This is a genomic window from Streptomyces sp. NPDC052107 (assembly GCF_040680215.1).
Taxonomy (GTDB): domain Bacteria; phylum Actinomycetota; class Actinomycetes; order Streptomycetales; family Streptomycetaceae; genus Streptomyces.
Genome location: NZ_JBFAWG010000007.1, coordinates 143045 through 164858 on the forward strand (window position 1 = coordinate 143045; position 21814 = coordinate 164858).

Here is a 21814-nt window from a genome sequence, read left to right on the forward strand (position 1 = left end):
GGGAACGCGGGGCGGGGGGAGGGGAGGGGAAGACAGGGCGGGGGCACGCGGGGAGCGGGAACGCGTCATGACGGGGTCTGTGCGCCATGAGTGGCCGATTTCTTCAAGACCGGCCGGCGACCGCCCGCCTACGGTGACGCCATGACTCCACGATTCGCCGTGATCGGCGTGGTGGCATCCGACATGGCCGCCGCGCTCGCCTTCTACCGTCGCCTCGGACTCGTCTTTCCCGAAGGGTCCGAAGAGCAGCCGCACGTCGAGGCCGAGCTGCCCGGCGGGCTGGTCTTCGCGCTGGACACCGAGGAGACCGTCCGTTCCTTCCATCCCGGCTGGCAGCCGCCCGGGGGCGGCGGCCGTGTCGGGCTTGCCTTCCGGTGCGACTCGCCCGCCGAGGTCGACGCCCTGTACGAGGACTTGGTGGCCGCCGGGTACCAAGGGGAGCTGAAGCCGTGGGACGCGTTCTGGGGGCAGCGGTACGCCACCGTGCACGACCCCGACGGCAACGGCGTCGACCTGTTCGCCCCGCTAGCCGCCGCCGAGTAGCTGCCCGAGCGGCATACCCGTCAACTCCCGGACCTCGCGGGCTAAATGGGGCTGGTCCGCGTACCCGGCGCGGACGGCCGTCTCGGCGTACGGCGTCCCGGAGCGCGCCAGCGCCAGCGCCCGTTGCAGACGCAGGATGCGGGCCAGGGTCTTCGGTCCGTAGCCGAACGCGCCCAGGCAGCGGCGGTGCAACGTCCTTGTGCCGATGCCGAGTTCGGCGGCCGTGGCCGACACCGGGCGGCCCTCGTCCAGGCGCCGCACCAGCCGGTGCAGCAGCGGGTCGGGGGCCGTGGTCCGCGCTGCCCGGTCCAGGGCGATGTCCTCCAGTGCCGTCGCCGGGTCGGGTGCCGCCTCGACACGCTCGCGCAGCCGCCGGACCCGGGCGGCGGGCCACAGGTCGGCCAAGTCGACCCGCAGGTCGCGCAGTTCGTGCGCGGGGACGCCGAGCAGGGCGGGCGCGGTGCCGGGGAAGAAGCGGACGCCGGCCCAGGAGCGGGGCGGACCCTCGGGGACGTACGGGCGGGTGTCGGGGCCCGCGACCAGCAGTCGGTCCTCGCTCCACAGCAGGTCCATGCAGCCGTCGGGCAGTACCGGCCCGCCCCCGGTCCCCTCCGGGGTGTTCGTCCACACGACCGCGCCGGTCAGCCGGGACGCCCGCTCCGTGTACACGGGTGCAAGCCTACGTCGCCGACGGCGCCCGACGTCTGCTCCCGATCAGGTCGGACGCCGTGCCCGGGGGCGCGACGACTCCCGAGACGCCAGAGACGCCAAAGACGCCGGGGTGCGTATGCCCCCGTTCCGCGCCGGCTGCCGTTCCCCGGCGGGATCGGCGGTGCCGCCGGCGAAGTCGGGGGCGCCGAGGAGCGGGACGCCGTGGCGGGTGCGGAGGCGGCGGGCGTAGGCGGCGGTGGCCGCGGCGGTCAGGGCCGGCAGGAGCAGCGAGAGGACGCACGGCGCGCTGTGCCTCCATCTGATTGCCTTGCGGCACCGGGCCTGCCCGCCCCGCTTACGGAAGACGCTGGGTGCGAGGCGGTGCCGGGCGGATCGGAGCACGGGTGGAGGGCCGGGTGGAAAGCAGGTGGACGGCAGCCCCACTCACCGGGTGGAGAGGACTGGGTGGAGTCCCTTGCCTGGGGATGTGCGGGCCCTCAGGAGCGGACCCCGCCACGACCAGCCCGGTGGTCCTGCGGGCTCACGCCGTACGCGCGCTTGAAGGCGGTGGATAGGGCGAAGGCGCTGCCGTAGCCGACCTGGCGGGCGATGGTGTCGAGGGTGAGGTCCGTGTCGCGCAGGCGGTCGGCGGCGAGGGCGAGCCGCCAGCCGGTCAGGCAGGACATCGGGGGTTCGCCGACGAGGTCGGTGAAGCGGCGGGCGAGGGCCGCGCGGGAGACGCCGGCCTTGGCGGCGAGGGCAGCCACCGTCCACGGGTGTGCCGGGTCGTCCTGCAGCAGGCGCAGCGCGCGGCCGACGACCGGGTCGGCCCCCGCCCGGTACCAGGCGGGGGCCGCCGCCTCCGGGCGGGAGAACCAGGCCCGCAGGGCGCTGATGAGCAGCAGGTCCAGCAGGCGGTCGAGGACGACCTCCTGGCCGGGTTCGTCGCGGACGATCTCCTCCGCCAGCAGGGGCGTGCGCGGGCAGGCCCACACGTCGGCGGGGAGCGTCAGCAGGGGCGGCAGGGCGTCGAGCAGGCGTCCGCTGATCTCGCCGCGCATCAGGTAGGTGCCGATCAGCATGATCGTGCCGGCGTCGGGGCGGTCGCCCCAGGTGCGCACGCCGAGGTCCATGGAGCCGTTCAGCGAGGTGCCGCCGGGGTAGCGGCACTCGCCGCAGGGCAGGATGAGCGCCTGCGGGGCGGTGTCCGGCTCGTCGCCACAGGTGTACGGGTCCGGGCCGCGCGTGATCGCCAGGTCCCCGGGGCCGAGGCGCACCGGCACCCCGTCGCCGTCCGGGGTGATCCAGGCCGAACCGCGCGCCATGAGCATCACGGTCAGCGGAGCCTCGTCCTCCACTCGCACGACCCACGGCGGGTCGAAGCACGCCCGGATCAGGAAGGCGCCGCGCGCGCGTCCTGCGAGTGCACCTATAGCACACAGAACACCCAGAACACTCGGAACCCACAGAACTCGCAGATGACGCAGAACACGCAGACGACGAGGACGCCTACAGCGGAGACCACGGACAGCGGGCACCGGACGGCGGACCCGGCGATGTCGACCCTCGTGGTGACCGGTGCGTCCGGCCGTACCGGAAGCCGGGTCGCGGCGGCGGCGCGGGCGGCGGGCCCGACGGTCCGCGCCGCCTCCCGCTCCGGGGGGTTCGACCGGTGTTTCGACGGCAGGACCGGTCGACCTGGAAGCCGCTGCTGCGCGGCGCCGACACGGCCTACCTGGTGCACCCGTCGGACGTGGGCGCGCCGGACGCGCCCGAGGCGGTCGGCCGGCTCGCCCGTGCGGCGGTGGGACTCGGGGTGCGGCGGCTGGTGCTGCTGTCGGCCCGGGGCGAGGAGCAGGCCCTGCCGACGGAGCGGGCGCTCGCGGAGTCGGGGGCGCAGTGGACGGTCGTACGGGCCGCGTGGTTCGCGCAGAACTTCAGCGAGGGGCCGCTGCCGGAGGAGCTGCGTGTGGACGGGGAGCTGGTGTTTCCCGGCGGGGCGGTGCGGGAGCCGTTCGTCGGTGTACGGGACATCGCGGACGTGGTGGTGGCGGCGCTCACCGGCGGCGACAGGTGGGTGCGGCGGACGCTGGAGGTGTCCGGGCCGCGGCTGCTGACCTTCGGCGAGGCGGTCGCCGAGGTCGCGGCGGCGACGGGGCGGGAGTTGGCGTACCGGGCGTGTCGGCGCGGGACTACGGCGAGCGGCCGGCCCGGTTCGGGGTGCCGGCCGAGGAGGCGGAGTGCCTGGTCGGGCTGTTCGCATCCCTGCTCGACGGGCGGAACGCGCACGTCTCGGACGGCGTACGGCAGGTGCTGGGCCGGGCGCCGCGTGACTTCGGGGACTTCGCCCGGGAGGCGGCGGCAGCCGGGGCGTGGAAGGCCTGACCCCGGTGAGCGGGACCTCGGAAGGCCGGTCTCCCCCACGGCCCCCACGGCCTCAGGTCACTTCTCGTGCCGCGCCGGCCCTTCGTCCCCATTGGCCCCGTTCACCCCGTTGGCAGCCCCATCGCCCCCGTCAGCCTCGTGCGAAGGCCGGCCATTCGCCTTGTGCGCGTGGTGGGGGTGCTTGGCGTGGGTGCGCAGGCGGGCCGTGACGTCCTCCGGGGGCAGGAAGCGGGACCAGCGCTCGGGGAACTCGGAGGGCATGTCGGGGTCGTCGGGGTCGGATTCGCGGGCCACCGCCGCCCGGGCGACGTACTCGGCGACCTGGGCCTCGCGGATCCGCTCGTTCGCGGCGCGGGCGGCGGCCGTGGCGGCGGCGGGCCAGACCCGGTCGATGGCGGCGTTCACGGCCGCGCCGACGAGGACGGCGAAGGCCGCCACGCCGATCCACAGCAGGACGGCGACGGAGGCGGCGAGCGAGCCGTAGATGGTGGCGCCCTCGATGGTGTGCACGACGTAGATGCGGAGCAGGAAGCTGCCGAGGACCCACATGGCCAGGGCGACGAGAGCGCCGGGGACGTCCTCGATCCACGGGGAGCGGACCGGCACGGACACGTGGTACAGGGTCGTCAGGAAGGCGATGGAAAGGACGATGACGACCGGCCAGTACAGGACCTGCACCACCGTCTCCGACCAGGGCACCACCCGCACCACCGCGTCGGGGCCCGCCACCATCAGCGGCAGGGCCACCGAGCCGATCAGCAACGCCACGATGAACAGCAGGAACGACATCACCCGGGTCTTGACGATGCCCCGGACGCCGTCGAGGCCGTACATGACGGTGATGGTGTCGATGAACACGTTCACCGCGCGGGAGCCGGACCACAGGGCGAAGAGGAAGCCGATGGAGATGATGTCGGGGCGGCCCTTCATCACGTCGTGCAGGATCGGTTCGGTGATCTCCTTCACACCCTTGTCGGACAGGACCGTCCGCGAGGCCTCGAGGATGTTGGTCTCGAGGCTGCTGATGGTGTGTGCGCCGGTCCAGGTGTCGACGTAGGCGAGCAGCCCGATGAGGCAGAGCAGCAGCGGCGGCACCGACAGCAGCGTGAAGAACGCCGCCTCGGCCGCCAGGCCCAGGATGCGGTACTCCATGCAGGAGTTGACGGTGTCCTTGAGCAGCAGCCAGGCCGTCCTGCGCTTGGAGACGTTCCGGTAGAGGGCTCTGGCCCGGTGGAGGCGGCCGGCGGGCCGCTCGGGGGGTTCACTTGCTGGCTGCACGACCCAAAGGTATCCGCAGCACCGGGCCGCCCTCACCTTCCGGGCCGGGCGAGCGCATCCGGCGCGCCCGGTGGGGCCGCTGTGCCACTCTGGAGACCATCACCGTCGCTGTCCCGGTAGGTTCGCAATCATGGCAGGCACCTCCACCCACACCGTGACGAACCAGCCGCCTCCCCTGGTCGGCTATGACGTCTTCACCGCCGACCGGGCCCTCGTGGGGGCCGTCGAGCGGCACACCGGTCCGGACGTGCTCGACGAGGTGCGGTCGGAGCTGTCCGCGCTGGGCCACGCCGCGGGCTCGGCACAGGTGCAGGAGTGGGGGGTGCAGGCGAACGAGCACCCGCCCCGGCTGCGCACCCACGACCGCTACGGCCACCGGATCGACGAGGTCGACTTCCACCCGGCCTGGCACCGGCTGCTCGGCAAGGGGGTCTCGGCGGGTCTGACCGGCGCCTGGACCCGGCCGTCCGGGCACGTCCGCCGGGCCGCCGCCTTCCTGGTCTGGACGCAGGTCGAGGCGGGCAACTGCTGCCCGCTGTCGATGACGCACGCGGCGGTGCCGGCGCTGCGGACCGACCCCGTGCTCGCCGCCGAGTGGGAGCCGCGGCTGACGTCCACGGTCTACGACCGGGAGCTGCGGCCCGCCGTGCGCAAGCCCGGCGTGCTCTTCGGCATGGGCATGACCGAGAAGCAGGGCGGCAGCGACGTCCGCGCGAACACCACCGAGGCCCGGCCGCTCGCGGAAGCGGGCGCGTACGAGCTGACCGGGCACAAGTGGTTCTGCTCGGCTCCCATGTCGGACGCCTTCCTGGTGCTGGCGCAGGCCCCGGACGGCCTCACCTGCTTCCTGGTGCCGCGCGTCCTGCCGGACGGCACCCGCAACGTCTTCCTCATCCAGCGGCTGAAGGACAAGCTGGGCAACCGGTCCAACGCCTCGGCCGAGGTGGAGTTCGCCGGCACCTGGGCGCGCCGGGTCGGCGAGGAGGGGCGCGGGGTGCGGACGATCATCGAGATGGTCGCGGCGACCCGGCTGGACTGCGCGCTCGGCTCGGCGGGCCTGATGCGGCAGGCGGTGGTGCAGGCGATCCACCACTGCACCCACCGCGAGGCGTTCGGCGGGAAGCTGATCGACAAGCCGCTGATGCGGAACGTCCTCGCCGACCTCGCCCTGGAGTCGGAGGCGGCGACCGCGCTCACGCTCAGGCTGGCGGCCGCCTACGACGACGGCGGTGACCAGGAGCGCGCCTTTCTGCGGCTGGCGGTACCGGCCGCCAAGTACTGGATCACCAAGCGCTGTGCGCCCCTTGCTGTCGAGGCCGCGGAGTGCCTGGGCGGAAACGGTTACGTCGAGGAGTCGGGCCTGCCCCGGCTGGTACGGGAGTCACCGCTGAACTCGATCTGGGAGGGCGCCGGAAACGTCCAGGCGCTGGACGCACTGCGGGCGCTGCAACGGGAGCCGGGCGCCCTCGACGCCTGCCTGACCGAGATCGGCCGCTCACACGGCGCCGATCACCGTCTCGACCGCGCCGTGAAGGACCTCTTCACCGAACTCGCCGACCTGGACGCCGTCGAGGGCCGGGCCCGGCGGGTCGTGGAACGCCTCGCACTGGTGCTCCAGGGTTCACTCCTGGTCCGGCACGCCCCACCAGAGGTGGCGGACGCTTTCTGCGCCTCCCGCCTGGGCGGAGACCACGGAGCATCCTTCGGCACCCTGCCAACGGTCTCGGACTGGGCGTCGATCGTCGAACGGGCCCGCCCGGCACTCTGAAACACACGGCCCGCACCCGTCAACGCACCGCCACCACGCACCCTCTGCCGCGAAACCGGCCGAACCCCCGGTGGGAGTGGTGCTGCGCCGACACGGCACCACCCCCACCCCATGGGCCCGTTGAAGCCCGCGGACGCGAGATACCGCGTCGGGGTCAAGTCTCGGCCACCCTCCGACGGTCCACCAGGGTTGCAGGGGGTTGCAACTTGTGGGGGCACGTGCGCGGAGTGTGTGCCTCCGGCCTGCCCGGAGCGGCAGTATGAGAGGTACAGCCGGACCGGAAACCGCCGCCAGGACGGCTTGACAAGTATGCTCGAGCCCTAATCCGGGAGGCCCCCGTGGTGAACCCGCCGATGAACGTGGCGCGTCTGGCCGCCGTGGACGCGGCACAGGCGGCACGGCTGCTGAGCGAGGTACGTGACGCCACCCTTGCCGGTCAGCGCGCGAGAATCGCGCCCCGGCCGGTGATCGAGCAGTCCTGGGGACGGATGCTGCGCAGCGGTGTCGATCCCGACCACGACTTCAGGTCCGGGCTGCTGCCATCCGACGAAGTGCTGCGCCGCCGCGAGGAGTCACCGCTCCGGCATGTGCTGCCGGTGCTGCGGCAGGGTCTGCTTTCGGTCGCCGACGTGGCCCAGCACATCATGGTCGTCGCGGACGCCGACGGTCGGGTGCTGTGGCGGGAGGGGGCCTCACCGGTGCTGCGCAAGGCGGACGGCCTCGGCTTCGAACTCGGCGCGGACTGGCGGGAAGACGTCGTCGGCACCAACGGGGTGGGCACCCCGGCGGTCGTACGACGGCCCGTACAGGTCTTCGCCGCCGAGCACTTCGTCCGCTCGCACACCTCCTGGACCTGTACCGGCGCGCCGATCACCGATCCCAGGGACGGCCGGCTGATCGGTGTGGTGGACGTCAGCGGCCCACTGGAGACCATGCATCCGGCGACCCTCGCCTGGGTGGACTCGGTGGCCAAGCTGGCCGAGGCGCGGCTGCGGGAGCTGCACCGGGACTCGCTGGAGCGGCTGCGGTCGGTGGCGGCGCCGGTGCTGGCCCGGCTGGACGGTCAGGCGCTGGTGGTGGACCGGGACGGCTGGTCGGCGGCGGTGTCCGGGATGCCGTACGTACGGCGTGTCGCGCTGCCCAAGTCGCTGGCGCCGGGCAGTCGGTGGCTGCCGTCACTGGGGTTGTGCGCGGTGGAGCCGCTGGCCGGGGGCTGGCTGCTGCGGGCGGCCGAGGAACCGGTCGGCACGGCTCCGCGGATCGTGCTGGATCTGGCCAGGCCGGGACGCAGTACGCTGACGGTGTCCGGTGCGGCGGGGTCCTGGTCGCACGAACTCAGTCCCCGGCATGCCGAGTTGCTGTATCTGATCGCCGCGCACCGGGCCGGACGTGGGGCGGCGGCCCTGGCCGAGGATCTGTTCGGGGACTCTTCACGCACGGTGACGGTACGGGCGGAGATATCCAGGATCCGGAGGTACTGCGGGGAACTTCTGCAGCATCGGCCGTATCGTTTCCGCGAGAACGCGGAGTTCGAGGTGCTCCTCCCCGCTGACCCCCGTGACCTGCTGCCTTACTCGACGGCGCCGGCGATCACGCGGAGACGGACGGCCGGGCCGTCCGGCGGTCCCGCGGACCGGTGAGTGTGTCTTCCGCATATTTGCGGGGTCTTCGCCCTGCGCGGGCCGTTGCTGCCGTAGCATCCCTTGAGGGCCTTCCCAGCCGCTTCTCGCGTCAACATATGGATCATCAGGCGCAGTTGGCCCGTCACCGGGCGGCGCGCCCCGGCGGCGAAGGAGCCCTGGAGAAGGGGACGAGATGAAGCATCGCGGCAGACACCGCCGACGCAGGCGGGGCGCTGCACTGCGCGCGGTCCTGACCGGGGCCGCGCTGGCGCTCACCGCGGCCGCCACCCTGATCAGCGCGTCCCAGGCGGACGTCACCGACAGCCCCGGCGCGCTCAAGCCGCTCTCCTCCCCCGCGGACACCGGCCGGCTGCGGCTCCAGGAGCAGTTGGTCCCCGCCCGCGCGCTGGACCGGCTCTCCGCCGCGATGGGCCGACCGGTCGGCGTGGACGCCGTGCTGGCGAGCGCCGACCTCGTGATGCGCGCGTCCGCCGACTGCTCCTCCGCCGACCGCGCCTCCCTGCCCGTCACTCCGACCGCCACGCGCGCCTACTGCTGGGATGCGACCGACTCCGCCGGCACCGCCTGGCGGCCGGCGTCGGTGACCACCTCCGGGGACGCCGACGACGACGGAGTCTGGGGCACCCACCGGGTCGTGCTCGCCGGCTGGACCCACAGCACCTCCACCGGGCGTGCCGCCGAGCGGGGGCTGGCCAGGGTCGCGTTCGTGAACGCCGACGGCCCCGCCCGCCTCGCCTACCGCTGGGTGCTGCTGGTGGTGCCGGTCGACGGCGGCCGTGACTACAGGGGGCTGACCTCCGGGATCTCCGGGATGGTCTGGTACCAGGACAAGCTGCTGGTCACCGCCAGGACCGGCAGCGCCGACGCGCTGTACGTCTACGACCTCGACCGGATCCAGCGCGCGGACGTCGACGGGCCCGCGATCGGCCGGGTGCCCGGCGGCTGGTCGGCCGACGGCTACCGCTATGTGATGCCCGCGATCGGCTCGTACCGCTTCACCGGGGGCCGCTGCGGCCGCTCCGGACCGCCCTGTCCCGGCGCGCTCGCCCTGGACCGGGGCACCGTGCCGGACAGTCTGGTCGCCGCGGAGTGGACCGCACCGGACGGCGAGCGGAGCGCCCGGCTGTGGCGGTATGCGTTCAGCACGTCTCCGGCACGCGGGGGTCTGCTCGCCACGGACGCGGCGGGGAGAGTGGCGCCGTCGGAGGAGTACCGGACCCGCGCTGCCGGGATCCGGGGCGTGCTGTCGTACCAGCCGCCGGGCGCGGAGGACACGTCCTGGTATGTGGGACGCCTGCCCGGCTCACAGGACGGACACGGCGGGCTGTGGCGGCAGGACGTCGGCGGGGCGAAGGCGGCACACTGCGGCGCTGACGGCTCCCACCGCTGCTGGGCCGAGGCGGCGGGCTCCCTGTCCTACTGGCAGGAGACGGGAGAGGTGTGGTCGCTGTCGGACCGGATGCTGTTCGCCCTGCCTTTGGCGGAGCTGGACAGGTCCATGGGGTGACCCCCGCCGCCTCTGCAGGGTGACCCGGTCGATCGACAGACCGGGCGGCGGGATGATTCCCTGGCCCGCATGAGCAGCGTCCCTGTCACCACCTGGTCCCTGGAGCAGACTTCGCCGGCCGACCTCCTGCCCGCCGCCGCGCCGGAGGGCGATGTCCGGGTCGTCCGTGCCGAGCTTCCCTCCCCCGAGTTCAGCCGCTTCCTGTACGCCTCGGTCGGCGGCGACATCCGCTGGACCGACCGGCTGGGCTGGACCTACGCCCGGTGGCAGGAGCATCTGGAGCGGCCCGGGGTGGAGACCTGGGTGGCCTACGACCGGGGCACCCCGGCCGGCTATGTGGAGCTGGAGCCGCAGGACGAGGGCGTGGTCGAGATCGTCTACTTCGGGCTGATCCCCGCCTTCCGCGGCCGGCGCATCGGCGGCCATCTGCTGTCGTACGGCACGGCGCGCGCCTGGGACCTGGCCGAGCGGTGGCCCGAGCGGACGCCGACGAAGCGGGTGTGGCTGCACACGTGCAGCAAGGACGGCGAGTTCGCCATGGACAACTACCAGCGGCGCGGCTTCACCCTGTTCGACACCGAGGTCGAGCTGGAGCCGGATGTGCCGACGCCGGGGCCCTGGCCCGGCGCACACCCGGCCTGATACCCCGCCCGACCTGCCGGGACAAGCCTTCCCACAGGTCATGTGAGCGACGACACCCTTGTCTCATATTCCGGGACAAGGGTGTCCGCATGGTGGATAAAGCTGGACTGTGTCCAGATCGCCGTGACACGCTTCCGTCATGTCTGGAACTGGAATTGCCTTGGTGAGTCGGCGGCACGTCGACCTCGGCCGCATGTCCAGCGCCATCTGTCCGGCGAGCTGACCGCCCCAGCACCGCCGCGAACCCCTTCCTGATTCTTCCCTGCGCAAGGACGCGCGCGCCTGTCCGCGTGCGCGCATCCGTGCAGTTCAGAGACGATTCCCACCGGTCCCGAAGGACGTAGAACCATGGCCGCCACTCCGCCGAACCCCGCCGCCTCCGCGCCCCGCCGCAAGGTGAGCCGTCACCGTGGTGAGGGTCAGTGGGCGGTGGGCCACTTCACCCCGCTCAACGGCAACGAGCAGGTCAAGAAGGACGACGACGGTCTCAACGTGCGGACACGCATTGAGACGATCTACTCCAAGCGCGGTTTCGACTCGATCGACCCCAGCGACCTGCGCGGCCGGATGCGCTGGTGGGGGCTGTACACCCAGCGCAAGCCCGGGATCGACGGCGGCAAGACCGCGGTGCTGGAGCCGGAGGAGCTGGACGACCGCTACTTCATGCTGCGGGTGCGCATCGACGGCGGCGCGCTCACCACCCAGCAGCTGCGCGTCATCGGCGAGATCTCCCAGGAGTTCGCGCGCGGCACCGCGGACATCACCGACCGGCAGAACGTGCAGTACCACTGGATCCGGATCGAGGACGTGCCCGAGATCTGGGACCGGTTGGAGGGCGTCGGCCTGTCCACCGTCACCGCCTGCGGTGACACCCCGCGTGTGATGATCGGCTCCCCGGTGGCGGGCATCGCCGAGGACGAGATCATCGACGGCACGCCGGCGCTGGAGGAGATGAAGCGCCGCGTCCTGAACAACAAGGCGTACTCGAACCTCCCCCGCAAGTTCAAGACGGCCATCTCGGGTTCGCCACTGCTGGACGTCGTGCACGAGATCAACGACGTGGCGTTCGTCGGCGTGCGGCACCCCGAGCACGGTCCGGGCTTCGACGTGTGGGTGGGCGGCGGTCTGTCCACCAACCCCAAGCTGGGCGTGCGGCTGGGCGCCTGGGTGCCGATCGACGAGGTCCCGGACGTCTACGAGGGCGTCATCTCCATCTTCCGTGACTACGGCTACCGCCGGCTGCGCACCCGCGCCCGGCTGAAGTTCCTCGTCGCCGACTGGGGCGCGGAGAAGTTCCGTCAGGTGTTGGAGGACGAGTACCTGGGGGGGCGCAAGCTGATCGACGGGCCCGCCCCCGAGCAGCCCGTGCAGCAGTGGCGCGACCACATCGGTGTGCACCGGCAGAAGGACGGCCGTTACTACGTCGGTTTCGCCCCGCGTGTCGGCCGTGTCGACGGCGCGACGCTGACGAAGATCGCCGACCTCGCGGAGGCGCACGGCTCGGGCCGGGTGCGCACCACCGTCGAGCAGAAGATGATCGTCCTCGATGTCGAGCAGGACAAGGTCGACTCGCTGGTCGAGGGCCTGGAGGCACTGGACCTCACCGCCCGGCCGTCCTCCTTCCGGCGCGGCACCATGGCCTGCACCGGCATCGAGTTCTGCAAGCTCGCCATCGTCGAGACCAAGCAGCGCGGCTCGTCGCTGATCGACGAACTGGAGCGCCGCCTGCCGGACTTCGACGAGCCGATCACCATCAACCTCAACGGCTGCCCGAACGCCTGCGCCCGTATCCAGGTCGCGGACATCGGCCTCAAGGGCCAGCTGGTCCTCGACGACAAGGGCGAGCAGGTCGAGGGCTACCAGGTGCACCTCGGCGGCGCGCTCGGCCTGGAGCCGGGCTTCGGCCGCAAGGTGCGCGGACTGAAGGTCACCGCGGAGGAGCTGCCCGACTACATCGAGCGGGTCCTGAAGCGGTTCCAGGCCGAACGCGAGGACGGCGAGCGGTTCGCCACCTGGGCCGCGCGCGCCGGCGAGGAGGCACTGTCATGAGCGAACGTGCCGCACCTTTCTACTGCCCCTACTGCGGCGACGAGGACCTGCGTCCGCACGAGCAGAGTCACGGCGCCTGGGAATGCGGGGCGTGCAACCGCGCCTTCCAGCTGAAGTTCCTCGGACTGCTCACCCGGGGTCTGCAGCGAGCCGACCACGGAGGGGACGACGGGATATGACGACGGCTCAGCACGACCGTACGACGGAGGAGTTGAAGGAGCTCGCCGAGCAGGCGGGCCGCGACCTGGAGGACGCCTCCGCCCTGGAGATCCTCCGGTGGTCGGTGGACACCTTCGGCACGAAGTTCTGCGTCACCTCGTCCATGGAGGACGCCGTCGTCGCCCATCTCGCCTCGCGCGTCATGAAGGGCGTGGACGTCGTCTTCCTCGACACCGGCTACCACTTCCCGGAGACCATCGGCACCCGCGACGCCGTCGAGGCCGTGATGGACGTCAACGTCATCACCCTCACGCCGAAGCAGACGGTCGCCGAGCAGGACGCGGAGTACGGCCCGAGGCTGCACGACCGCGACCCCGACCTGTGCTGCGCGCTGCGCAAGGTCAAGCCGCTCGAAGAGGGGCTGATGGGCTACCAGGCGTGGGCGACCGGCCTGCGCCGCGACGAGTCCCCGACCCGGGCGAACACCCCGGTCGTCGGCTGGGACGAGAAGCGGCAGAAGGTCAAGATCTCCCCGATCGCCCGCTGGACGCAGGACGACGTGGACGCCTACGTCACCGAACACGGCGTGCTCACCAACCCGTTGCTGATGGACGGCTACGCCTCCATCGGGTGCGCCCCCTGCACCCGCCGGGTCCTGGAGGGCGAGGACGCGCGGGCCGGCCGCTGGGCGGGCCGCTCCAAGACCGAGTGCGGGCTGCACGGATGACGACGAACACAGCCGCTCACACGGCAGCCACAGCTCCCGCTGCCACTGCTGTGACGGAAGCGAACAACGCGACCCAGGAGAACCACGTGACCACCGGAGCCACCGTCTGGCTCACGGGTCTGCCGAGCGCCGGCAAGACCACCATCGCGTACGAGCTGGCCGGTCGGCTGCGTGCCGAGGGCCACCGCGTCGAGGTGCTCGACGGCGACGAGATCCGCGAGTTCATCTCGGCGGGCCTCGGCTTTTCCCGCGAGGACCGGCACACCAACGTGCAGCGCATCGGTTTCGTCGCCGAACTGCTCGCGCGTAACGGTGTCAAGGCTCTGGTGCCGGTGATCGCTCCGTACGCGGACAGCCGGGACGCGGTGCGGGGGCGGCACGCGGCGAACGGGACGTCGTACCTGGAGATCCATGTGGCGACCCCCGTCGAGGTGTGCAGCGTGCGCGATGTGAAGGGGCTGTACGCCAAGCAGGCCGCGGGCGCGCTGACCGGGCTGACCGGCGTCGACGACCCGTACGAGGAGCCCGAGACGCCCGATCTGCGGATCGAGTCGCAGCACCAGACCGTGCAGGAGTCCGCGGCGAGCGTGTACGCCCTGCTGAGCGAGAGGGGACTGGCATGACGACCGTGGCCAAGGTCGAGGACGGTACGGACAGCCCGTACGCCCTGTCGCACCTGGACGCGCTGGAGTCCGAGGGGGTGCACATCTTCCGCGAGGTGGCGGGCGAGTTCGAGAACCCGGTGATTCTCTTCTCCGGCGGCAAGGACTCGATCGTCATGCTGCACCTGGCGCTCAAGGCGTTCGCCCCGGCGGCCGTGCCGTTCTCGCTGCTGCACGTGGACACCGGGCACAACTTCCCCGAGGTTCTGGAGTACCGCGACCGTACGGTGGCCCAGCACGGGCTGCGGCTCCATGTGGCCTCCGTCCAGGACTACATCGACCGCGGTGTGCTGAAGGAACGTCCCGACGGCACCCGCAACCCGCTGCAGACGCTTCCGCTGACGGAGAAGATCCAGAGCGAGAAGTTCGACGCCGTGTTCGGCGGCGGGCGCCGGGACGAGGAGAAGGCCCGCGCCAAGGAGCGGGTGTTCTCGCTGCGGGACGAGTTCTCCCAGTGGGACCCGCGCCGCCAGCGCCCCGAGCTGTGGAACCTGTACAACGGCCGGCACGCGCCCGGTGAGCACGTGCGGGTGTTCCCGCTGTCGAACTGGACCGAGCTGGATGTCTGGCAGTACATCGACCGTGAGGGCATCGAGCTGCCGCAGATCTACTTCGCGCACGAGCGCGAGGTGTTCAAGCGCAGCGGCATGTGGCTGACCGCGGGCGAGTGGGGCGGCCCGAAGGACGGCGAGACCGTCGAGAAGCGCCAGGTCCGCTACCGGACCGTCGGTGACATGTCCTGCACCGGCGCCGTCGACTCCGACGCCACCACGCTGGACGCCGTGATCGCCGAGATCGCCGCCTCCCGGCTCACCGAGCGGGGCGCGACCCGCGCCGACGACAAGCTGTCCGAGGCCGCGATGGAAGACCGCAAGCGCGAGGGGTACTTCTAAGCATGAGCACGACCACGACCGAGGCGCTCTCGGCCACCACGCTGCTGCGGTTCGCCACCGCCGGCTCCGTCGACGACGGCAAGTCCACACTCGTCGGACGGCTGCTGCACGACTCCAAGTCGGTCCTCACCGACCAGCTGGAGGCCGTGGCGCGGGCCTCCGCGAGCCGTGGCCAGGACGGCCCGGACCTCGCGCTGCTCACCGACGGCCTGCGCGCCGAGCGGGAGCAGGGCATCACCATCGACGTGGCCTACCGCTACTTCGCCACCCCGCGGCGCCGGTTCATCCTGGCCGACACCCCGGGCCATGTGCAGTACACCCGCAACATGGTCACCGGCGCCTCCACCGCCGAGCTGACCGTGATCCTCGTCGACGCCCGCAACGGCGTGGTCGAGCAGACCCGCCGGCACGCGGCGATCGCGGCCCTGCTGCGGGTCCCGCACGTCGTCCTCGCGGTCAACAAGATGGACCTCGTCGGGTACGAGGAGTCCGTGTTCGCCGCGATCGCCGAGGAGTTCACGGCGTACGCGACCGACCTGGGCGTGCCCGAGGTCACCGCGATCCCGATCTCGGCGCTCGCCGGTGACAACGTGGTGGACCCGTCCGCCAACATGGACTGGTACGGCGGCCCGACCGTCCTGGAACACCTCGAAACCGTTCCCGTGAGCCACGACCTGGCGCACTGCCACGCCCGGCTGCCCGTGCAGTACGTGATCCGGCCGCAGACCGCCGAGCACCCGGACTACCGGGGTTACGCGGGCCAGATCGCGGCCGGGACCTTCCGGGTCGGCGAGGAGGTCACCGTCCTGCCGTCCGGGCGGACGACCCGGATCTCCGGCATCGACCTGCTGGGCGAGCCGGTGGACGTGGCGTGGACGACGCAGTCGGTGACGGTCCTGCTCCAGGACGACATCGACGTCTCGCGCGGCGACCTGATCGTGCCCACGAAGGACGCGCCGGCCACCACCCAGGACGTGGAGGCGACCGTCTGCCACGTGGCCGACGCCCCGCTGACCGTCGGCCACCGCGTGCTGCTCAAGCACGGCACCCGCACGGTCAAGGCGATCGTGAAGGACATCCCGTCCCGGCTCACGCTCGACGACCTGTCCCTGCACCCGCACCCGGGACAGCTCGTCGCCAACGACATCGGCCGGGTGAAGATCCGTACCGCCGAGCCGCTGCCGGTCGACTCCTACGCCGACTCGCGGCGCACGGGCTCCTTCATCCTGATCGACCCGAGCGACGGCACCACGCTGACCGCGGGCATGGTCGGTGAGTCGTTCGCCTCCCCCGAGCCGGTCAAGGACGAGTCCGAAGACGACGGCTGGGACTTCTGAGCATGAAGACGACCGACGTCTACGCGACGTTCGCCAAGGAGGGCGGCCGTATCGGCAGCGGCTCCCTCGGCAGCGGACAGGGCGGGGTGGCGCGATGTGTGCGCTGACGTACGCGCACCGCATGCGCGCCCTCACCCCCCACCCGACGTCCCGGAAGCGACGAAGACCCTTTGCCGATCTCCCGGCCACGACCTGAGAGACCGTGACGCCGGGCCAACGAGAGGAATCCCTCCCGTGCCTGCCATCCTCCCCCATTCTCGACTTCGCTCGAACGGGGGCGCCCCCATGAAGCTTTTCCGAGGCGGCATAGCCGCGCTCGCCGCTCTTCCCCTGCTCACGCTCGCCGCCTGCGGTTACGGCTCCGAGTCCAAGAACGACGAGACCACGAAGGTCGCCGCCGGCGCCAAGAAGATCGACGGACTCGACTCCGTCAAGATCGGCTACTTCGGCAACCTGACCCACGCGACCGCACTGGTCGGCCGGGAACAGGGCCTGTTCCAGAAGGAGTTGGGCGCCACCAAGGCGGACTACGCCACCTTCAACGCCGGTCCCTCCGAGATCGAGGCGCTCAACTCCGGCTCCATCGACATCGGCTGGATCGGCCCCTCCCCCGCGATCAACGGCTACACCAAGTCGAACGGCAAGAGCCTGAAGATCATCGGTGGTTCGGCGTCCGGCGGGGTGAAGCTGGTCGTGAACCCGGAGAAGATCTCGTCCCTGAAGGACGTCAAGGGCAAGAAGATCGCCACCCCCCAGCTGGGCAACACACAGGACGTGGCGTTCCTCAACTGGGCGGCCGAGCAGGGCTGGAAGGTCGACCCGCAGAGCGGCAAGGGTGACGTCACGGTCGTCCGCAGCGACAACAAGGTGACCCCGGACGCGTTCAAGGCCGGGTCGGTCGACGGCGCCTGGGTGCCGGAGCCGACCGCGTCCAAGCTGGTCGCCGAGGGCGGCAAGGTGCTGCTGGACGAGTCGACGCTGTGGCCGGACAAGAAGTTCGTGATCACGAACATCATCGTGCGGCAGGCCTTCCTGAAGGAGCACCCGAAGGCGGTCGAGGCGGTGCTGAAGGCCTCGGTCGAGGCCAACAAGTGGATCAACGCCAACCCCGGCCAGGCGAAGGCGGCGGCGAACAAGCAGCTGGCGGTCGACTCCGGCAAGGCGCTGCCGGCGAACGTCCTGGACCCGGCGTGGAAGTCCATCCAGTTCACCGACGACCCGCTGGCCTCCACCCTCGACACCGAGGCGGCGCACGCGGTCAAGGCCGGCCTGCTGGACAAGCCGGACCTGAAGGGCATCTACGACCTGACGATCCTCAACAAGGTCCTCAAGGCCTCAGGTGACAGCCCGGTCGACGCCGCCGGTCTCGGCACCAGCTGACGCCCGTTCCCGATGAGTTCCCAGGAGGTGACGACCATGGCCACGACTCTCGCCAAGGCCGCCGAGTCGGTCGAGTACGCCGCACGCCTCGAGCATGTCTCGAAGTCCTTCGCGACACCCGGCGGGCAGCAGCTCGTCCTGGACGACATCAGCCTCGGTGTCGCGCCCGGCGAGTTCGTCACCCTCCTGGGGGCCTCGGGCTGCGGCAAGTCCACCCTGCTGAACCTGGTGGCGGGCCTGGACCGGCCCACCGCCGGGTCCATCACCACGGACGGCCGCCCGGCCCTGATGTTCCAGGAGCACGCCCTGTTCCCGTGGCTGACCGCGGGCAAGAACATCGAACTCGCCCTGAAGCTCAGGGGGGTACCCAAGGCCGAGCGGCGCGACAAGGCCGAGGAGCTGCTCGAACTCGTCCGGCTGAAGGGCGCGTACGGCAAGCGTGTGCACGAGCTGTCGGGCGGTATGCGGCAGCGGGTGGCGATGGCCCGCGCGCTGGCGCAGGAGAGCAGTCTGCTGCTGATGGACGAGCCGTTCGCGGCGCTGGACGCCATCACGCGGGACGTGCTGCACGACGAGCTGACCCGTATCTGGTCGGAGACCGGGCTGTCCGTGCTGTTCGTGACGCACAACGTGCGCGAGGCGGTGCGGCTCGCGCAGCGTGTCGTACTGCTGTCCTCCCGTCCGGGCCGGGTGGCCCGGGAGTGGGAGGTCGACATTCCGCAGCCGCGCCGCATCGAGGACGCGCCCGTGGCGGAACTGTCCCTGGAGATCACCGAAGTACTGCGTGGGGAGATCCGCCGCCATGGCCAGCACTGAGACGACGACCTCGCGCGAGAGTGGGAGCGTGGAGGCGGGCCTCGACGCGCTGGAGACCGCGCAGCCGGGCCGTACGCCGTTCCGCAAGACCTTCGTCGACAAGATCGTCCCGCCGATCACCGCGATCATCGTGGTCCTGGTGGTCTGGCAGGGCCTGATCACCCTGAAGATCGTCGACGATCCGACCAAGCTGCCGTCCCCGTCGGCCGTCTGGCAGGCGGTCCGGAAGGACTGGCTGGAGGGCAACCTCCTCGGCTACATCTGGACCAGCATCTCGCGCGGTCTGCTCGGCTTCTGCTTCGCGCTGCTGATCGGCACCCCGCTGGGTCTGCTGGTGGCGCGGGTGAGGTTCGTGCGCGCGGCCATCGGCCCGATCCTGTCCGGTCTGCAGTCGCTGCCGTCGGTGGCGTGGGTGCCGCCCGCGGTGATCTGGCTGGGCCTGAACAACTCGATGATGTACGCGGTGATCCTGCTCGGCGCCGTGCCGTCCATCGCCAACGGTCTGGTGTCCGGCGTGGACCAGGTGCCGCCGCTGTTCCTGCGGGCGGGCCGCACGATGGGCGCCACCGGCCTGAAGGGCACCTGGCACGTCACGCTGCCGGCCGCACTGCCCGGGTATGTGGCGGGCATGAAGCAGGGCTGGGCCTTCTCCTGGCGCTCCCTGATGGCCGCGGAGATCATCGCCAACTTCCCCGACCTGGGCACGGGCCTGGGCCAGCTGCTGGAGAACGCGCGCACCGCCGGCGACATGGCCATGGTGTTCGAGGCCATCCTGCTCATCCTGTTCGTCGGCATCGCCATCGACCTGCTGATCTTCAGCCCGCTGGAGCGGTGGGTGCTGCGCAGCCGCGGTCTGCTGGTGAAGGGCTGAGGCACACGATGCACCGTCCGGTTCTCCTCGTCATCGCCCACGGCAGCCGCGACCCACGGCACGCGGCGACCGTGCACGCCCTGGTGGAGCGGGTACGGTCGCTGCGGCCGGAGCTGCGCGTGGAGACCGGTTTCCTGGACTTCAACGTGCCCTCCGTGCAGGGCGTGCTGGAGTCCCTCGCGGCGGAGGAGGTGCGGGACGTCGTCGCCCTGCCGCTGCTGCTGACCCGTGCCTTCCACGCCAAGGCCGACATCCCCGCCGTGCTGCGGGAGGCACCGGCCCGGCTGCGGATCCGGCAGACGGACGTGCTGGGTCCGTCGCCGCTGCTGCTGTCGACGCTGGAACGACGGCTGTACGAGGCGGGGTTGAGCCCCGCCGACAAGTCCTCGACCGGGGTCGTGCTGGCCTCGGCGGGGTCCACCGACCCGGAGGCGATCGCGGTGATCGCAGAAATCGCGCGGGAGTGGCGGCACACCGGTTGGTGCGCCGTGCGGCCTGCGTTCGCCTCCGCTGGTTCTCCCGCGGGGTTCCCCCGCACCGAGGACGCCGTGGCCGAGCTGCGCGCCCTCGGGTGCGAGCGGGTCGCCGTCGCGCCGTACGTCCTGGCCCCCGGCTTTCTGCCGGACCGCATCACGCGGGGCGCGGCCGGGGCGGACGTGCTGGCGGACGTGCTGGGCCCCGCGCCGGAGGTGGCGCGGGTACTGCTGGAGCGCTACGACACGGCACGCCGGCCGGCGCTGACGGCCCTGGGCGCCTGACCGTTCCCCCGCCTTCCCGGCGTTCCCGGGGTCACAGGCCGAGCGCGTGCAGGAGGTGCTGGGTGAAGGTGAGGCTGGCGGTGCCCGCGCCGGCCGTGATGGCGACGTTCTCCAGTGCGGTGCGGATCCGGCCCCGGTTGGGCGGCAGGCCGTCCTCCGCGGACAGGGCCAGCTCCGCCTGGACGACCTCCCCGTTCCCGGCGATCCCCGGGTACTCGGCCCGCAGTGCCTCGGTGAGCCGGTCCGCGACGTCCATGAGGGTTTCGAGGTCCGGTGCGCCGTTCCTGGGGTCGATACGGGCGAAGTCGATGGGCCCGTTCCCGAAGTTGTAGGTACTCATGTCCTGTCCTCGCTTGTGATCCGAAGGAGCCTTCGGGGTTGGGGGGTGGCTACGGCTTCGGCGCGGGCGACCAGGCTCTGGTTGCCGAAGGTGCTGGTGCGGCTGACGTTACCGACGTTCCGTGCCGGCGCCCGGCGGCCGCGGGCCGCCCTGCACCAGGCCGGGAGCGGTGACGCGCGAATACGGTGTCGAGTAGGCCGAAAATCGCCACCCATCCGGGTGACCGGTGCCCGTTGACCGGGCCCGGAGGGGTACTTGGGGCGAGAGGGGTACGACCGTTTCCGGGTGCCCCGGCGCATACGGCCGGTCCCCGGCGACCCGGTCGACGCGGTGGGCGAAGACGCCGTCGGGGTACCCCGGGGCGCCCGGTCGCCAGGACGCTCCGTTCCCGCGGTGCCCCGCCGGCGCCGGAGACGGCCCGCCGGCGCGGCACCGCGGCAGTGCCCGTGATGCCCCGCCCGTCACGCTCATCGGTGCCCCTCGTCCCTTCTGGCCGTCTGCGCGCATCACCCTAGGGACAACGGGATGAGTTTGTCGCGAGGTTCGGCGAGGGCTGGCCTCGTGGGGCGGGCACGTGGTAGAGGGCCGCCGGGGTCCGGCGCTCCCCTGTGACGTCGGACCGCGGCGGCTCTTCGTTCTGCGTCCGTCACGGCCCGCATGTCACACGAGCGGCCGACTCGACGCGAGCGAGCGACGTTTATCGGCCAGCCCGTTTCCCGGTCAGTCGAAGCGGAGGGCGCCGGTGCGGGTGCGCTTGAGTTCGAACAGGTCCGGGTGGCGGGCCAGCACCCGGAAGCTGTCGAAGAGTTCGGCCGCCTCCTCGCCGCGCGGAACGGCGCGCAGCACGGGACCGAACCACACCGTGCCGTCGATGTGCAGGGTCGGCGTGCCCACATAGGCACCCGTCTCCGGCTCGACGCCGGCCTCGTGACTGCGGCGCACCGCGTCGTCGTACGACGGATCGTGGGCGGCGGCCGACAGGTCGGCGGGCAGCCCGAGTTCGGCCAGGGACTCGGCGATCACCCGGTCGAAGTCCTCCGTCCGGCCTTCGTGGATCCGGGTGCCGAACGCGGTGTACAGGTCGCGCAGCACCTTGTCGCCGTGCCGTTCGGCGGCGGCCACGGCGACCCGCACCGGGCCGATCGAGCGGTCCACCAAGTCCCGGTACCAGTCCGGGAGTTCGTTGCCGACGTTGTGAAGGTACAGGCTCATCGCCCGGAACCGGAGGTCGAGCGGGCGCAGGCGCTCGACCTCCAGCAGCCAGCGGGAGGTGATCCAGGCGAAGGGGCAGGCCGGGTCGAAGAAGAAGTCGACCCGGGTCGGGGCGGGCTCGGTGGCGGTGTCGCGGTACGTCATGGCAGCGACGCTAGTGCCGCATTGGTCCAGTGTCCCGGCCCAATCCGCT

21 protein-coding genes and 1 pseudogene are annotated in these 21814 nt (G+C 71.7%); 17 read left to right on the top strand and 5 right to left on the bottom strand.

The window, feature by feature from the left end; genetic code table 11:
- Positions 1–141: 141 nt before the first annotated feature.
- Positions 142–543, top strand: a complete 402-nt coding sequence (locus AB0M27_RS10230; RefSeq protein WP_365719931.1) for a VOC family protein — start codon at positions 142–144, stop codon at positions 541–543.
- Here the strand turns inward: AB0M27_RS10230 and AB0M27_RS10235 are convergent.
- Both AB0M27_RS10235 and AB0M27_RS10240 read right to left on the bottom strand, forming a co-directional pair.
- Positions 526–1212, bottom strand: a complete 687-nt coding sequence (locus AB0M27_RS10235; RefSeq protein ID WP_365719933.1) for an AraC family transcriptional regulator — start codon at positions 1210–1212, stop codon at positions 526–528. The two genes, AB0M27_RS10230 and AB0M27_RS10235, sit on opposite strands and share 18 nt — an antisense overlap.
- Positions 1213–1691: 479 nt before the next feature.
- Positions 1692–2636: an AraC family transcriptional regulator gene (locus AB0M27_RS10240; protein ID WP_365720165.1), complete on the bottom strand. Its 945-nt coding sequence runs from the start codon at positions 2634–2636 to the stop codon at positions 1692–1694.
- 114 nt (positions 2637–2750) lie between these two features.
- Here AB0M27_RS10240 and AB0M27_RS10245 point away from each other — a divergent pair.
- Positions 2751–3579, top strand: a pseudogene (locus AB0M27_RS10245) (NmrA family transcriptional regulator).
- Positions 3580–3636: 57 nt separating this feature from the next.
- On the opposite strand, the gene AB0M27_RS10250 reads toward AB0M27_RS10245, so the two are convergent.
- A complete protein-coding gene (locus AB0M27_RS10250; protein ID WP_365719935.1) occupies positions 3637–4857 on the bottom strand; it encodes a YihY/virulence factor BrkB family protein in 1221 nt (406 codons plus the stop codon).
- A 130-nt stretch (positions 4858–4987) separates the two neighbouring features.
- On the opposite strand from AB0M27_RS10250, the gene AB0M27_RS10255 reads away from it, so the two are divergent.
- The 15 genes from AB0M27_RS10255 (at position 4988) to AB0M27_RS10325 (ending at position 20069) form a co-directional block, all read left to right on the top strand.
- Positions 4988–6625: an acyl-CoA dehydrogenase family protein gene (locus AB0M27_RS10255; RefSeq protein ID WP_365719937.1), complete on the top strand. Its 1638-nt coding sequence runs from the start codon at positions 4988–4990 to the stop codon at positions 6623–6625.
- 338 nt (positions 6626–6963) lie between these two features.
- Positions 6964–8265 carry a GAF domain-containing protein gene (locus tag AB0M27_RS10260; RefSeq protein WP_365719939.1) on the top strand — a complete coding sequence of 434 codons (1302 nt, stop codon included), beginning with the start codon at positions 6964–6966 and terminating at the stop codon, positions 8263–8265.
- A gap of 175 nt (positions 8266–8440) precedes the next feature.
- Positions 8441–9775 carry a hypothetical protein gene (locus tag AB0M27_RS10265; RefSeq protein ID WP_365719941.1) on the top strand — a complete coding sequence of 445 codons (1335 nt, stop codon included), beginning with the start codon at positions 8441–8443 and terminating at the stop codon, positions 9773–9775.
- Positions 9776–9844: 69 nt separating this feature from the next.
- On the top strand, positions 9845–10417 hold the full coding sequence (locus tag AB0M27_RS10270; RefSeq protein ID WP_365719943.1) for a GNAT family N-acetyltransferase: 573 nt from the start codon (positions 9845–9847) through the stop codon (positions 10415–10417).
- 139 nt (positions 10418–10556) lie between these two features.
- Positions 10557–10640, top strand: coding sequence for a putative leader peptide (locus tag AB0M27_RS10275; protein ID WP_309486338.1), 84 nt, complete (start codon positions 10557–10559; stop codon positions 10638–10640).
- 125 nt (positions 10641–10765) lie between these two features.
- Positions 10766–12466: a nitrite/sulfite reductase gene (locus tag AB0M27_RS10280; protein WP_365719945.1), complete on the top strand. Its 1701-nt coding sequence runs from the start codon at positions 10766–10768 to the stop codon at positions 12464–12466.
- Positions 12463–12645: a hypothetical protein gene (locus tag AB0M27_RS10285; RefSeq protein WP_365719947.1), complete on the top strand. Its 183-nt coding sequence runs from the start codon at positions 12463–12465 to the stop codon at positions 12643–12645. Before AB0M27_RS10280 ends, AB0M27_RS10285 begins: the two co-directional genes overlap by 4 nt.
- Positions 12642–13352, top strand: a complete 711-nt coding sequence (locus AB0M27_RS10290; protein ID WP_365719949.1) for a phosphoadenylyl-sulfate reductase — start codon at positions 12642–12644, stop codon at positions 13350–13352. Before AB0M27_RS10285 ends, AB0M27_RS10290 begins: the two co-directional genes overlap by 4 nt.
- A gap of 50 nt (positions 13353–13402) precedes the next feature.
- On the top strand, positions 13403–13975 hold the full coding sequence (gene cysC / locus AB0M27_RS10295; RefSeq protein ID WP_365719950.1) for an adenylyl-sulfate kinase: 573 nt from the start codon (positions 13403–13405) through the stop codon (positions 13973–13975).
- Entirely contained in the window at positions 13972–14907 is a 936-nt protein-coding gene (gene cysD / locus AB0M27_RS10300) for a sulfate adenylyltransferase subunit CysD (protein WP_365719952.1), read from the top strand. Before cysC ends, cysD begins: the two co-directional genes overlap by 4 nt.
- 2 nt (positions 14908–14909) lie before the next feature.
- Positions 14910–16244 (top strand): GTP-binding protein, encoded by a 1335-nt coding sequence (locus AB0M27_RS10305; protein ID WP_365719954.1) that lies wholly within the window; start codon positions 14910–14912, stop codon positions 16242–16244.
- 285 nt (positions 16245–16529) lie between these two features.
- Entirely contained in the window at positions 16530–17624 is a 1095-nt protein-coding gene (locus AB0M27_RS10310) for an aliphatic sulfonate ABC transporter substrate-binding protein (protein ID WP_365719956.1), read from the top strand.
- A 12-nt stretch (positions 17625–17636) separates the two neighbouring features.
- A complete protein-coding gene (locus tag AB0M27_RS10315) occupies positions 17637–18440 on the top strand; it encodes an ABC transporter ATP-binding protein (protein WP_365719958.1) in 804 nt (267 codons plus the stop codon).
- Complete coding sequence (locus AB0M27_RS10320) at positions 18427–19311, top strand: ABC transporter permease (RefSeq protein WP_365719960.1); 885 nt, start codon at positions 18427–18429, stop codon at positions 19309–19311. Before AB0M27_RS10315 ends, AB0M27_RS10320 begins: the two co-directional genes overlap by 14 nt.
- 8 nt (positions 19312–19319) lie before the next feature.
- A complete protein-coding gene (locus AB0M27_RS10325; RefSeq protein WP_365719962.1) occupies positions 19320–20069 on the top strand; it encodes a sirohydrochlorin chelatase in 750 nt (249 codons plus the stop codon).
- A gap of 31 nt (positions 20070–20100) precedes the next feature.
- Here AB0M27_RS10325 and AB0M27_RS10330 read toward each other — a convergent pair whose 3' ends face one another.
- Both AB0M27_RS10330 and AB0M27_RS10335 read right to left on the bottom strand, forming a co-directional pair.
- The gene (locus tag AB0M27_RS10330; RefSeq protein WP_356308937.1) at positions 20101–20409 is read right to left on the bottom strand and encodes a hypothetical protein; all 309 of its coding nucleotides are present in this window, start codon (positions 20407–20409) and stop codon (positions 20101–20103) included.
- A gap of 720 nt (positions 20410–21129) precedes the next feature.
- On the bottom strand, positions 21130–21765 hold the full coding sequence (locus AB0M27_RS10335; protein WP_365719964.1) for a DsbA family protein: 636 nt from the start codon (positions 21763–21765) through the stop codon (positions 21130–21132).
- Between the last annotated feature and the right edge of the window lie 49 nt (positions 21766–21814).